The 14251-nt window shown below is 41.9% G+C and carries 13 protein-coding genes and 1 pseudogene; 9 read left to right on the forward strand and 5 right to left on the reverse strand.

Annotated elements, in window-relative coordinates:
- Positions 1 to 196: 196 nt before the first annotated feature.
- A complete protein-coding gene (locus ACZ427_RS02650) occupies positions 197 to 1267 on the forward strand; it encodes an ABC transporter permease (RefSeq protein WP_461178170.1) in 1071 nt (356 codons plus the stop codon).
- Positions 1268 to 1270: 3 nt separating this feature from the next.
- Positions 1271 to 1967 (forward strand): annotated as a pseudogene (locus ACZ427_RS02655) (ABC transporter ATP-binding protein).
- A gap of 28 nt (positions 1968 to 1995) precedes the next feature.
- Here ACZ427_RS02655 and ACZ427_RS02660 read toward each other — a convergent pair.
- Positions 1996 to 2931, reverse strand: a complete 936-nt coding sequence (locus tag ACZ427_RS02660; RefSeq protein WP_461178171.1) for an AEC family transporter — start codon at positions 2929 to 2931, stop codon at positions 1996 to 1998.
- A 267-nt stretch (positions 2932 to 3198) separates the two neighbouring features.
- On the opposite strand from ACZ427_RS02660, the gene ACZ427_RS02665 reads away from it, so the two are divergent.
- Positions 3199 to 3543: a DUF378 domain-containing protein gene (locus tag ACZ427_RS02665; RefSeq protein ID WP_461178172.1), complete on the forward strand. Its 345-nt coding sequence runs from the start codon at positions 3199 to 3201 to the stop codon at positions 3541 to 3543.
- Between the two features lie 336 nt (positions 3544 to 3879).
- On the opposite strand, the gene ACZ427_RS02670 is transcribed toward ACZ427_RS02665, so the two are convergent.
- The 4 genes from ACZ427_RS02670 to ACZ427_RS02685 form a co-directional block, all read right to left on the reverse strand.
- The gene (locus ACZ427_RS02670; protein ID WP_461178173.1) at positions 3880 to 4887 is read right to left on the reverse strand and encodes a FecCD family ABC transporter permease; all 1008 of its coding nucleotides are present in this window, start codon (positions 4885 to 4887) and stop codon (positions 3880 to 3882) included.
- Complete coding sequence (locus ACZ427_RS02675; protein WP_461178174.1) at positions 4884 to 5891, reverse strand: FecCD family ABC transporter permease; 1008 nt, start codon at positions 5889 to 5891, stop codon at positions 4884 to 4886. Before ACZ427_RS02675 ends, ACZ427_RS02670 begins: the two co-directional genes overlap by 4 nt.
- 270 nt (positions 5892 to 6161) lie before the next feature.
- Positions 6162 to 7082: an iron-hydroxamate ABC transporter substrate-binding protein gene (locus ACZ427_RS02680; protein ID WP_461178175.1), complete on the reverse strand. Its 921-nt coding sequence runs from the start codon at positions 7080 to 7082 to the stop codon at positions 6162 to 6164.
- Entirely contained in the window at positions 7033 to 7878 is an 846-nt protein-coding gene (locus ACZ427_RS02685; RefSeq protein WP_461178176.1) for an ABC transporter ATP-binding protein, read from the reverse strand. The genes ACZ427_RS02680 and ACZ427_RS02685 overlap by 50 nt, the downstream gene beginning before the upstream one ends.
- A 163-nt stretch (positions 7879 to 8041) precedes the next feature.
- Here ACZ427_RS02685 and ACZ427_RS02690 point away from each other — a divergent pair, with 163 nt between their 5' ends.
- The 6 genes from ACZ427_RS02690 to ACZ427_RS02715 all read left to right on the forward strand — a co-directional run bounded on the left by ACZ427_RS02690 (position 8042) and on the right by ACZ427_RS02715 (position 14246).
- Positions 8042 to 9091, forward strand: coding sequence for an NAD(P)/FAD-dependent oxidoreductase (locus tag ACZ427_RS02690; RefSeq protein WP_461178177.1), 1050 nt, complete (start codon positions 8042 to 8044; stop codon positions 9089 to 9091).
- 203 nt (positions 9092 to 9294) lie between these two features.
- Positions 9295 to 9561: a type II toxin-antitoxin system Phd/YefM family antitoxin gene (locus ACZ427_RS02695; RefSeq protein ID WP_461178178.1), complete on the forward strand. Its 267-nt coding sequence runs from the start codon at positions 9295 to 9297 to the stop codon at positions 9559 to 9561.
- Positions 9548 to 9868, forward strand: coding sequence for a type II toxin-antitoxin system RelE/ParE family toxin (locus ACZ427_RS02700; protein ID WP_461178179.1), 321 nt, complete (start codon positions 9548 to 9550; stop codon positions 9866 to 9868). The genes ACZ427_RS02695 and ACZ427_RS02700 overlap by 14 nt, the downstream gene beginning before the upstream one ends.
- A gap of 583 nt (positions 9869 to 10451) precedes the next feature.
- The gene (locus ACZ427_RS02705) at positions 10452 to 11612 is read left to right on the forward strand and encodes an acyl-CoA dehydrogenase family protein (protein ID WP_461178180.1); all 1161 of its coding nucleotides are present in this window, start codon (positions 10452 to 10454) and stop codon (positions 11610 to 11612) included.
- A 151-nt stretch (positions 11613 to 11763) separates the two neighbouring features.
- Entirely contained in the window at positions 11764 to 12534 is a 771-nt protein-coding gene (locus tag ACZ427_RS02710; protein ID WP_461178181.1) for an IclR family transcriptional regulator, read from the forward strand.
- Between the two features lie 41 nt (positions 12535 to 12575).
- Positions 12576 to 14246: a sigma-54 interaction domain-containing protein gene (locus ACZ427_RS02715; protein WP_461178182.1), complete on the forward strand. Its 1671-nt coding sequence runs from the start codon at positions 12576 to 12578 to the stop codon at positions 14244 to 14246.
- The last annotated feature ends 5 nt before the right edge of the window (positions 14247 to 14251 follow it).

Raw genomic sequence — 14251 nt, forward strand, 5'->3', positions numbered from 1 at the left:
CCAGATTAAATGTTTATTTCAGGAAAATGTATGTAATATGAATGAATGTTATAAAAACATGGGAGATGGGTATATAGTAAACTATATTTCCACCAGGATAATCAAGCATCCAAAACAAATGGAAATAAATCAACTTAAAGATGAATAACTTAAAGTTGAGGTATGAATGGGATTCAACAGAGTAGGGAGTGAAGAAATGTTTTTAGCATGGAATGAAGTGAAATATAATAAGCTGCGGTTTATTTTAATTGCAGGCGTTTTAATGCTCGTCTCTTATTTAGTGTTTTTCTTATCAGGATTAGCAAATGGATTGGAACAGTTAAATAGGGAAGCCGTTGATAAATGGAATGCGGATGGAATCATTTTAACAGAGGAATCCGATATTAATCTTCCCCGATCAACCATGTACATAGAAGATTACAAAGGAGATGGGGCTGATGATGCAGCTGTACTTGGCCAATTAAATGCAATTGCCAGTGTGCATGATGACCTTAAATCCAATGTGTCTATTTTCGGAATCAGGACAGGTGAGTTTATCATGCCTGAAGTAACAGAAGGTAGTCCATTTACCACAGAGGGGGAAGTGATTGCCGATGATACCCTGAAGGAAGAAGGTTTTGCGATTGGGGATGAACTGGAAATATCCTCTTCAGATGTGGCATTAACAATTACAGGGTTTACAGATAATGCGAGGTTTAATGCAGCTCCTGTTCTATATAGCAGTTTGGAAACATTGCAAACAGTCCAGTATGGTGATGGGGGAGAAAACAATCAAGGACAAATTAATGGGATTGTCATCCGGGATGATAATATCGATGAGGTTTCTTTAAATGACGAGCTGCAAATTGCAGAGATCTCCACATTTATTGAAAACTTGCCTGGCTATACCGCACAAAACCTGACGTTAACCTTTATGATTTATTTCCTTTTTATTATTTCATCGGTCATTCTGGCCATTTTCCTTTATGTATTAACCATTCAAAAGGTAAGTATGTTTGGTGTCATGAAAGCACAAGGGATTTCCAGTAAGTACCTGGCAAATTCCGTTATTGCCCAGACGTTTCTTTTGGCGCTTGCAGGTGTGACCATTGGTTTCCTGTTGGCTGTTGTGACTGGGTACTTTCTGCCACCAGCTGTTCCTGTTGCATTTGACTTTATAGAAATGCTGGTTTATGGCATGGTACTCGTTGCTGTATCTGTTTTAGGTGCATTATTTTCGATACGCACGATTGTAAAAATCGACCCATTAAGAGCAATAGGAGGCTAAAATATGGCAACACTTGAAATGAATGAGGTAAATAAAGTGTTTGGAGAAGGTCATACCATGGTGAAGGCCTTAAAGCATACGAATTTTACAGCGGAGAAAGGGGAGCTTATTGTTGTGATAGGACCATCGGGGTCGGGGAAGAGTACCTTTTTAACAATAGCAGGCGGTCTTCAATCCCCAAGCCATGGAGATGTGACGATAAATGGAAATAATATTACGCGTTTCAAGGAAAAGAAACGGGCTTTTGTTCGCCTGAATGAAATCGGCTTTGTGCTGCAGGCATCTAATCTGGTTCCTTTCTTAACGGTAGATCAGCAAATGCGATTGCTGGATAAAGTGAAAAAAGACAATCTCTCAAAGGATGAGCTGCATGATTTATACAATTCTTTGGGGATCGATCAATTACGAAACAAATACCCTTCCGATTTATCAGGGGGCGAACGACAACGTGTGGCCATTGCGAAGGCATTGTACAGCGACCCTAGCATCCTTTTGGCAGATGAACCCACTGCATCTTGACACGGACCGTGCATATGAAGTGATGGAGATGCTGCAGGATCTAACCAAAAAAAGGGGGAAAACAACGATTGTGGTCACACATGATACCCGATTGCTTGACTATTGCGATAAGGTATATGAAATTACAGATGGCAGGATCAGCCTGCAGCAACGGGAAAGTGCGCGAAACCCTAGTGAGTAGGGTTAAGGATGAAAAGGAAATTCAAATATCAATACAATAGATGTAAAATAAAGTAAAGCAATGGGATGCTAAAAGCACATAATAGACTGGATACTAATACACCCAAGGAAGCAAAAAGTGTATCAGCTCCGTATTTCTGCGCATAAAGCGACATAGTCGGAGCTGAAGGCATGCCTGCAACAAGAAAAGCAACCGCAAATAGTGTAAATGGTACAGAAAAGTGAGCAAAAGGAAGCAGGAATAGCGGGATGAAGAGCAGCTTCGCCATGGCAGATTTCCATACATATCTATCTTTTAATAAAAATGGGATGTCTTTATATGTTACATTCGCGATTAAACTGCCAATTAAGATCATGGAAAGCGGAATCGTCATTTTTCCAACACTCTCGAGGCTATTGGCAAGTATTTCAGGCCAACTTATGGGGAGAAATAAAATAGCTAATCCGATAGATGTAGAAAGAACTCCCGGATTCAGGAAGATTTTTTTCCATGCAATTTCAACTGTATCCCTGGTAAATAAGTAGATGCCATATGTCCATATGAGAATAAAATATACGATATTAAACATCGTTAAGTACACGATCCCCTGCTCCCCAAAAATGGCAAAAATGACAGCATAACCAATATATCCCTGATTACCAAAAATAATAATACCTTCATAAACACTTTTCTTACTTTGTGAAAGCTGTGAGCGCTTCCGCATCCAAATAGCCAAAAAAATGGACAGGAGAAGGATATAGACAGACATGCATACAAGCCAAAAAAAATCTCTTAATAAATCATAAGAAAATGAAATATTTAGGGAGAATAAAATAAGAGCAGGCAAGGTGACGTATAAAATCAGCTGTGTCAATACATGATTTGCCTCTTCATTCAGAACCCCTATTTTTCTTACTGTAAACCCCACCATCGCAATAAGGTAAAGCTGGAGCATTTCCTGCAGAAAACTACCTATTGAACCCATGATAACCGCCCCTTTATCGGTTAGTATATGAGCAAATGCTTCATAAAGTTTCTGCTAAATATCATGTTGTAACTATTTTCCAACAGACCAATGCAGATAAATTCCTAAAAGAAAATGTATGAAATGAACAGTAACTTTAATAATAAGAGCATGCCTCGCATTTATCGGGGACTCTTCGCTATGATGCGGAATGCAGAAATAAAAATTGTGTCAAGAATGGTGTAACAGACGTGGTTTATTATTCTAAAAAGATAGGGGGGTGTAACCTTGAGAACTATTCAACGTATTGCGTTAGTATTAGTAATAATCGGTGCGCTTAATTGGGGATTGATTGGATTATTTCAATGGGATTTAGTAGCAACACTTTTTAATGGACAAGATGCAGCATTGTCAAGAGTCGTTTATACACTTGTTGGAATCAGTGGCTTGTTTTGCCTGACATTATTATTTGAGCCGATGGATGAAACCGATCATGGCAACAATCGGGGGAAGCAATCCAGGACTTTAAATTACGGTACGGAATTTAGTAAGGAAACAGACGTATCAAATTTAAACGATCCTTCCAGGCAGTTCCCTGAACAGGATCGAAATTTTACAAATAAAAAAGATTAAAACAGACTTGGGTTTTAGCGTGGGCTATTGCAGTTAAGAAATCAGCATGGCGGCTAAAAGTAAGCCGCCATCATCTTTAATGAAAACAGCCAATTTAACCAGAAGAATGTCCTCTAAAAGATTTGGGACTGCGCTTACTCGTCCCATCGAAAAGATTTGGGACTGCGCTTACTCGTCCCACCAAAATACCTGTTGCTTTTGACACAAAAAAGGGTAAGGTGCGACGTAACTTGAAATGAACGTTGATGCTTGTACCCGCTGTGGAAATACACTACGCGTACCTTAGGGTGTTCAAGGTGCCTAGTGGGGGGACAATGAACCTGTCCCCTTGTCCCATTATTTTTTCAATAATAAATACATAAAATACGGTGCGCCGATTAATGCAACGACAATCCCTGCTGGAATACCTTCGGGGTCAACGAGATGTTGTCCAATGGTATCTGCAACTAATAATAACCACCCGCCAATCAAAATGGCGACAGGGATAAATAGTTGATTTCTGGGTCCTACTAAAGCTTTTGCGATATGTGGTGCCATAAGACCGACAAAGGCAATTCCACCAGTGACAGAAACTGCAGCAGATGCCAGGGCAACCGCAGTTAAAAGCAGGAGAACGCGTTCTTTTTCAATGGAAATGCCAAGCCCGATGGCTGCCGGATCGCCAAGGCCAAGGATATTTAAACGATTTGCCTTATAAAGGGCAAATGGAATCAGAATGACCAGCCATGGCAGAATGGCCAGGATAAATGGCCAATCCGTTCCCCAGATGCTGCCGGCGAGCCAGTTGGCGATGAAGTCCACCTTTTCTCTTTCGGCAGAGGAAATGAGAACGGTCATGACTCCGGAAAGCGCCATAGAAAATCCAACCCCGGTTAATACTAATCGTACAGGCTGAAGCCCTGACTTTCTATCATAGGAAAACAGATAGATTAATATGGCAGTGAGCAATGCCCCAAGGAATGCGACAATCGGGAGCATATAGACAAAATTCCCTGCCTGTACGGGGAAAAATAAAAAGAAAACAGCAATAGCGACGCCGGCACCGGAATTGATTCCGATGATCCCCGGGTCTGCCAAATCATTACGCGTGAGCCCCTGCAGGATGGATCCGGATAAAGCAAGTGCCATACCGGCAAGCAGGGTAATAATAATCCGCGGTAAGCGAATGGAAAATAAAATAAATGTTTCTTCAAACGTACCATATCCGAAGAGGGTGGGGAGAATGTTGGAAAAGGAAAGGGAAGCTTCTCCTATTCCAGCCCCGATTCCAACCGTAATCAGAATAAGTATGATTAATAGACTTATAATTACACGCTGTTTTTTGACGAAAGCGGGATGAATCATGTGAATGCTCTCCCTCCTTTTCGGACGATGATGAGGAAGAAAGGTAATCCCATGATCGAAATAATTGCGGCCACGGGCGTCTCCCATGGTGCATTAATGGTTCGGCCAAGTGTATCTGCAAACAGCATAAAGGCACCACCGACAATGGCGGACATTGGGATGATATACCGGTAGTCTGTACCAACAATCGCCCGCACGATATGGGGCACCATCAAGCCAAGGAATGCCATGTTCCCAACCAGTGCTACCGCTGCACCGGCTAAGAGAATGATAATGAGAAAAAGTGCTGCTTTCATCAGGGTTGTCTTTTGCCCCAGACCAACGGCAACTTCATCACTTAAACTAAGAATGGTAAGCTGTCTTGCCAGAACAAGTGAAATCAGCAGGCTGACGAAGATGACAGGAACAACGATCTGCAGTTGTCCCCATGTTGTACCAATAACGCCACCTGCTGTCCACATGGATACATCTTTTGATATGTTGAAATAAATCCCGACACCTTCGGATACAGCCTGCAGAAATGCGGAGACTGCAGCACCAGCTAATACAATTTTAAATGGGGAAAATCCACCCTTTTTCACTGCTCCAATGCCGAACACCATTAATGCCCCGGCAGCTGCCCCAATAAAACAGGCAATCATAATCCCATAGTAATTTACCGTAGGGATCAAGGCAATCGTGATGGCAAGTGCTGCGTTTGCTCCCGCTGTTAACCCGAGAAGTCCCGGGTCGGCAAGCGGATTCCTTGTCATTCCCTGCATGATGGCTCCTGCAACAGCCAGTGCAACTCCGACAACAGCTGCAGCAACTTCACGGGGCAGGCGGATCTCCCGGATGATGGAAATACCACGCCCCTGTAGATCGGAGAATAGTGCATGCCATACATTGGTTACGGAAATATCTGCTGCCCCAAATACCATCGAAACAACAAACATGACGATAAATAACAGGATTCCTGCCGTGAATTTATAGATAAATGGGATCGAACGTTTTTCGTTTTCCATAATTAACTCAGCTTTCTACGAGATTTAGGGACACAGGGACAGGTTCATTGTCCCAGCAGATTGCAGGTTAAATACAATCTGAAGTTCTTGATTGGTCAAATGCATTTCTAGAATCGCATTCATTTCTACAATTTTTTCCAGGTAGAGGGATTGCCTGCCATTTAACTGTTTGGTTATCCTACCCTTCTATTCTTTCGCTTTTAATCGCCCGGAAACATTTTAGCTTATCGTTTCTGTAATGGGTGGGACGAGGGACCTGTCCCTCTGTCCCTATTCACCAAGAAATTTTTCCTGAAAGAAATCCAACTGCAATTCCAGTGTCATTGCATCATTGAAGTAAAATTCGTAGAGGTTCACTTCAAATACTTGGTCATTTTTCACTGCAGGAATGTTTTGGTATGTTTCGGTTTCCATGAATGAGTTATCAGAATCGTCTACTTTGCTTACAACCATGTAGTCTCCTGCAAATTCTGGAAGGACTTCCTGTGATAAGGCAAAATAACCGGCATCCGCTGTTGATTCTTTAATCTTCTCCGGCATTTTCAGTCCCATTTCCTGATATAGAATTTCGGTACCGCGGCCCCAGCTGTCACCATATACATAGAGCTGTTTGTCAAAGTTTTCAATGACAGAAACCGTTGTATCTTCCCCGATTTCATTTCGGATTTTTTCTCCAGTTTCCTGTGCACGCTGCTGAAAATCTTCCACCCAGTCTCGTGCTTCTTGTTCTTTGTTTAACAGCTTGCCGATTTCAATATGTTGCGTCAGATAGTCTACATTGCCATAGGTATAGGTCACGGTTGGTGCAATTTGATTCAATTTATCAACATTCTTTATATCTGAAAGGCCAATGATTAAATCCGGATTGAGTTCTATGATTTTTTCCAGACTTTCATCACTTACTTCTTCAACGCCTTGGAGTTCTTCTTCAAAATTCGGATTCATTTTCGACCACGAATCTACACCGACTACATTTACATCAAGTGCCATGACATTTCCAGCGAAAGAAGAAAGAACGACGACACGTTCCGGATTGGCAGGCACTTCAACTGGTCCGTTTTCGGATTCATATGTAATCGTATCTTCCTCACTGTTCTCGGCAGCTGAGTCATTTTCTGAAGACTCACTGCCGCCGCATGCACTAAGCATTAGCACGATGAAGAGCATTAGTAGGATGAGTTGTTTTTTCATTTTCGGCATCTCCTTTTATTAAGTTGTATGTGAGGCACATTGGTTTATTTGTCCGCGGGTCTTTTCCGATGACGGCATCGATGTCAAATACTTTTTCCAGTACATCATGCGTCAGTACGGATTCAGGCCCTCCGGATTGAACAATATTTCCATTTTTCAATGCGATAATATGATCGGCAAATCGGGCAGCCTGGTTTAAATCATGCAGAACCATAATAATGGTGCGTCCCTGATTTTCATTCAGGTCTTTTAAAAGTTCCAAAACCTCCAGCTGATGTGCCATATCTAAATAGGTCGTTGGCTCATCAAGAAAAATAATTTCTGTTTCCTGTGCAAGTGCCATGGCTATCCATGCCCGTTGCCGCTGTCCTCCTGAAAGTAAGTCAACCGGCCGGTATTTAAATTCCTTCGTTCCCGTTACATCAAGTGCCCAGTCAATGACCTCAACATCTTTTTTTGTCATCCGGCCAAATCCTTTTTGATAAGGGAAGCGGCCATAGGATACAAGTTCTCCAACAGTTAAACCGCTTGCACTTTCCTGTGATTGTGGCAGGATAGCCATTTTTTTAGCAAGCAGCTTTGTATTTTCTTTGGAAATATTTTCACCATCCAGCAGGACAGAGCCTGACTGATAGGGAATGATACGTGTTAATGCTTTCAGCAGGGTGGATTTTCCGCAGCCATTCGCCCCGATGATGGTGGTGATTTTTTTATCTGGAATCTCCATACTGAGATTGTTAATAATCGCCTGGTCACCATAAGCAATGTTTATCTTGTCCGTATGCAGACGGAACATGAGGGTAACCTCCTTGATTTAATTGATAATGATTATCAATGTCGGTTGTATAGAAAATATAATGTTATTCAATATATTTGTCAACCTTTTTAAAAATGATAAAATAGTGTATAGTTAAATGAGAATGATAATCAATTGCACAAATCCTGAGGAGTGAGTGGGGATGACCAAGGAAGAATTATTTGATGTGACCATTATTGGCGGTGGACCTGCCGGGCTTTATTCAGCTTTTTACAGTGGACTTCGGGAAATGAAAACAAAAATTATTGAGTATCAACCGGAATTAGGGGGCAAGGTTCATGTCTATCCGGAGAAAATGATCTGGGATATTGGAGGACAGCCGCCAATACCAGGAGCGGCATTCATTGATCAGGCGGTAGAACAGGGGCTAACGTTTCATCCGGACGTCGTTTTGAATGAAAAAATAGAAGCCCTTACAAAAGATGAAAATGGTATATTTGAATTGCGTGCTGCTTCCGGAAACATCCATTATTCAAAAACCGTCATAGTGGCGGTAGGAAGCGGGATACTGAATCCGCAAAAATTGGAAATTGAAGGTGCAGAACGATTTGAAGTAACCAATCTGAATTACACCGTGAAATCATTAGAAAGCTTTAAAGATAAAACGGTCATTATTTCAGGTGGAGGAAATTCAGCAATTGACTGGGCTAATGAACTGGAGCCTGTGGCAAAACATGTGTTCATCACCTGCCGGAAAGGAAATTTCACCTGCCATGAAGCCCAGGCAACGCAATTAAAGAACAGTTCCGTTGTCTGTTTTTATCATACCGCAATTACAAAATTGATTGCGGGAGAAGATCAAGAAACGATTGAAAAAGTGGAATTAACCAATCATGAAACAGGTGCCGTCAATTATCTGCCGATTGACGAAGTGATTGTCAATCATGGATATGAGCGGGATGCAGCATTATTGGAAAACAGTGAACTGGACATTGAAATCGCCGATAATTATTTTATTGCAGCAAATGCTTCCAGTGAATCTTCGGTTGATGGACTGTATGCTGCCGGGGATATTCTGATGCATGACGGCAAACTCAACCTGATTGCCGGTGCGTTCCAGGACGCCGCAAATGCAGTAAATAAAGCAAAGCAATTGGTACAACCAGACGCAGCCCAAGCAGCCATGGTCTCTTCGCATAATGAAATATTCAAAAAACGAAATAAAACATTGGTGAAGCAGATGATGAAATAGAATTTTATCATCTGCTTCTTTTTGGGACGAGGGTTGGGACGAGGGGACAGGTTCCTTGTCCCAGAGGTGAGCTGCCAGGAAATTTTGGATCAGAACGTTCCACACATACAACAATCTATAGTTGAATAAGGAAATCGATGGTTGGTGAGGCATAATTATGATATAATTAAGTCATAATTATGAGGAAAAGGGTGAGCGCTGTTATGCCTGAAATTCGTCCGATAAAAGACTTAAGAAATACAACGGAAATCTCTGAATTGTGTCACCAAAGTGACGAACCACTTTTTATCACAAAGAATGGTTATGGAGATTTGGTTGTCATGAGTATGGAAGCCTATGAAAAGTCTTTAGCTAAATTAGAGGTATACCAAAAGTTAGCTGAAGCAGAAACGCAAATTAAAAATGGGGAAGAACTATTAGATGGAGAAGAGGTCTTTAAGGATCTAAAGAAAAAACATGGAAGAAAGTAAATACACAATTAAGATTACACCAAAGGCATTGGAAGATTTAGATGAGATTTATAGCTACATCTCTAAGGAGCTATACAATGAAGGTGCAGCTGATAATCTTATGGAAAAGATTGAAACGAGTATTATGAGACTAATGGACTTTCCGTTTTCCAGCAGTTTTGTAATGGATGAAATATTAAAAGATAAAGGTTACCGTAAGCTTATCGTAGAAAATTATATTGCATTTTATATAGTTAGCGAAGAAAGAAAGCAAGTTGTTGTCATGCGTGTTCTGTATGGCGGACAAAAATACCAAGACTTTATGTAAAGGAAGGTTACAGGTTCCTTGTCCCAAAAGGTGAGGGTGAGCTGCCCGAAAATTGGAGTCAGAGCGTTGATGTGCCCCTCAAAAGTTAGAGTTTATATGAAGCAACCAATTGGCTGGCGTGATTTCGGTATTGAACCGGGCTCATGCCGGCCAATTTTTTCTAGTCTTCACTCGTGTGTTTGTAATAATAGAAACAATTTCCTTCCGCCCTGAATCAACGAATGAATGGGACAATGAACCTGTCCCTGCGTCCCTCTTATTTAATGGTTGATTTTTAAGAATTTTTTAATTAGAATATAAACAAAGAAAAAACAGAATAGTCATTCCGTTATGTGGCACAAAAAAGAAAGCGCTTTATTAGTATTAATATCGGGGTACACTGGAAGAGGCCGAAAAAAGCCGATGTAAAGCCTAATCAAAGGGGGCGGATGGAAATCCTTCGTAGCTGGAGCAGACATCAAGTAGTTGTAGATGAAGGAACAGCATGATGGATTGAGAAATTTTCACAGTCTACCATTTTGGGAATGTAAAGCATCCAAAAAGGGACGAGGCGTTGCAAAATAAATAAAAAGGGGACATACAAATGGATTTTAGTTTATCGGAAGACATACAGTTTTTGCGGGAAAATGTGAGAAAGTTCGTCAGGGATGAAGTGGAACCGATTGCAATGCAGATTGAAGAAGATAACGAGATTCCGAATAGTATCATCGAGCAATCAAAAGAAATGGGTCTCTTCAGTTTAAGTGTTCCTGAAGAATATGGCGGTCTTGGTCTTGATATGGTTGGGAAATGCGCCCTCTATGAAGAATTAGGGAAGACTCACAACGGTTTCACCACATTGATTGGTGCACATACAGGTATAGGAAGTGTAGGAATCGTAGAGCTCGGCACAGAAAAACAGAAGCAGAAATACTTGCCCAAAATGGCATCTGGAGAGTGGATTGGTGCTTTTGCTTTGACAGAGCCAAGTGCCGGGTCTAACGCTGCCAACCTGAAAACCACGGCAGTCAAAGAAGGTGACAAATACATCATCAATGGTTCGAAGCATTACATAACCAATGCGGTGGATGGCCATGTATTCACAGTAATGGCGGTGACGGACCCTGATAAAGGTGCAAAAGGAATCACATCCTTCATCGTGGAGAAAGATTTTCCAGGTTTTAAACTGGGAAGTGTGGAAGAGAAGATGGGATTGCGGGGTTCCCATTCTGCTGAGCTTTTCTTCGAGGATATGGAAGTTCCTGCTGAAAATGTGCTCGGGGAAGAAGGGCAGGGATATGTGAATGCATTAAAAATCCTCGCTAACGGTCGTGCCGGTTTATCCGCCCGCAATCTTGGTTCTTGTGAAAAACTCTTGGAACATTGCTTGTCGTATACGAATGAGCGTCAGCAATTCGGCAAGCCGATTATAGAGATCCAGACAATCCAAAACATGCTGGCAGATATCAGTATGCAAATTGAGGTGCTCCGTTCCATGACATACCGAGTTGCATGGATGACTGACCAGAAACAGCGCGTGGTAAGGGAAGCGGCGATCGCCAAGTTGTTCGGCTCGGAGGTTTATAACAAAGTGGCGGATTTAGCCGTACAAATTCATGGTGGAATCGGTTATATGAAGGATTATCCGATTGAACGTTACTATCGAGATGCCCGGATCACCAAAATTTATGAAGGTACTTCGGAAATTCAGAGAAATATCATCACAGGCGAGCTGATTCGTGAATGGAAGAGAAAGGAAGGGTGAACGTTGCAGGAGCCCTATATCATTGGTTTCGCCGGACTACGATAGGCAAAATGGGGGAGCATTGAAAGTGTAGCAGCCGATTACCCGGGACAAAGTATTTGAGAAGTGCTTCATTAAGAGATGGTTAGAAGAAGTGGAAGGGGGAAAGTAAATGAGTCAAAGTCTAATAAAAGCTATTAAAATATTGGACTGCTTTAACGGGAGCAGAGATTTGTCCCTGATAGAATTAGTGGATATATCTGGACTTCCCAAGACGACGGTTTTTCGCCTGGTATCTTCGCTTGAAGCGGCGGGTCTGCTGGTCAAGATCAAAAGGTCGAGCCATGACGTGAAATACAGGTTGGGCCTCAAACTTCTGGAATTGGGTAATAGTGTCAGTGAACAGTTAGAATACAGAAAAATTTCCCTACCCCATATGAAGAAATTGAACAAGGATCTGAATGAATTGGTGTATATGTCGGTAATTGAAGGAGATGAAACTGTCTATGTCGAACAAATAGACAGTACCAAACCTGTAAGACTTGTCATAAAAGTGGGGAGAAGATCTCCACTATATGCCGGGTCTGCACCGAAACTTCTTCTTGCACATATGGACCCATGTTATATAGAAAAATACCTGGAGGGCGTGGAAATAGAAAAATTCACAAATAATACGATTGATAACAAGCAAAACCTGAGGGAGGAGATGGAGAAAATCCGGATAGCGGGGTATTCCATCAGCCGTGCTGAACATTTCGAGGAAACAATGGGTTTTTCCTATCCGATACGGGATTACAATGGAAAGGTCATCGCCGCCCTGGGTGTCAGTATCCCGGTAACAGAATACTCAGAGGAGCGTGAAGCTGTCATATTGGAGAAAGCGAAACAAACTGCGGTAAATATTTCAGGAGAGCTAGGACATGCACCCCAAACTGTATTTTAGCTAAAAGGGAGCGGCAAGTTCAAAAAACTGGGGGGATTGCGATGATAGACACACATTCTTTGGACACGGTTCCCTTTCCGGTACTTGTTCTGGATGGGAGAAGCAGAATAATTGAATATAATTACAACCTGGAAGAACTAATCGGTGGAACACTCCATCCGGGTATTTCTGTTACTGAAGTGTTTTCCACCTGGAAGAAAGGCGACGGGTCCAAGCTCATAGAAGCGGTATATGAAGACAGGGACTTTATTCTTATGGAAAGCATTTGGCAAGAACAGGGATATCGGTTTCTAATTGGAACGGAAACGGAGGAATTCTCCCTTCTGCAAAAGCAGAACAAGGAGCTTCGTAATCTGAACAGGGAATTGGATGCGGTTATTGAAAACTCCTATGACGGTATTTATATCACCGATGATAAGGGAGTGACCTGGAAGACCAACTCGGCGATCGAAAGAATTACGGCCATTCCGAAAGAATATTACATCGGTAAAAATGTCGATGAACTTGTGGAAAGGGGAATCTTGAAGAATTCCGTTTCCAGGAAAGTAATAGAGATGGGGCGAACGGTTTCCTATGTTCAGAAAAACTATGCCGGAAAAGAAACCTTACTAACAGGTACACCGGTGTTCAATGATGAAAAAAAGATAGAAAAAATTGTCACCAATATTAGAGATCTCTCGGACCTCAATGAATTGCAGGAGAAACTGTCCAAGTTGAACCAGCTGAACGACAGATATAAAGAAGAATTGTCCCAGTTGAAGAATAAACAGCATGAGGGGATTGTTGCACAAAGTTTAACAATGAAAAGAATTTATGAAATGGCGGATAGGATTGCCAACATTGACGCCACCGTTCTTATTCTTGGAGAAACCGGGGTGGGTAAGGATGTGTTGGCAAAATATATCTATGAGGAAGGTGCCCGCTCCAAGGAGGGAGAATTCCTAAAAATCAACTGTGGTGCCATCCCGCCGGAATTACTGGAATCCGAATTATTCGGTTATGAAGGAGGAGCATTTACCGGTGCAAGCCGTAATGGAAAACCAGGGATGTTTGAAGTTGCCGACAAAGGAATCCTGTTCATGGATGAAATCGGAGAATTACCATTAAACCTGCAGGTGAAGCTGCTGCGGGTAATCCAAGAAGGGGAGATTCAACGGATTGGTGGCATACAGACAAAGCGTGTCGATGTGAGGATTATCGCAGCGACCAACAGGAGTTTGCAGGAGATGGTAGCTGCTGGTGACTTCCGGGAGGATCTATATTACAGGTTGAATGTCATACCTATTCGTATACCCCCTCTCAGGGAAAGGAAGGATGATATCCTGCCATTGATTCGATTGTTCCTTAATCAGGTAAATTGTAAATATCAGCTGGACAAAGCGTTCGATAAGGATTTGAAGGAGTTCTTTCTTTCTTATAGATGGCCTGGCAATATCCGTGAGCTGGCCAATCTTATCGAAAGATTGGCAGTAATGGCCGACGACGATACCCTCCATATGGATAGTCTCCCTTCAGAATATCACCAAGAAAAAGGCAGGAAAGAAAAAGAAATTAAGTCTTTAAAGGAAGCTGCCGAATCAGCGGAAAGTGAAATGATTGCCATTGCCGTGGAGAAATATCAAAACACGTACGAAGTAGCACGTGCATTGAAAACCAGCCAGCCTACCATTGTAAGGAAGATGAAAAAATACAAAATAAATTTCCATCACTAATCGAA

This window comes from Virgibacillus ainsalahensis, from assembly GCF_055380755.1.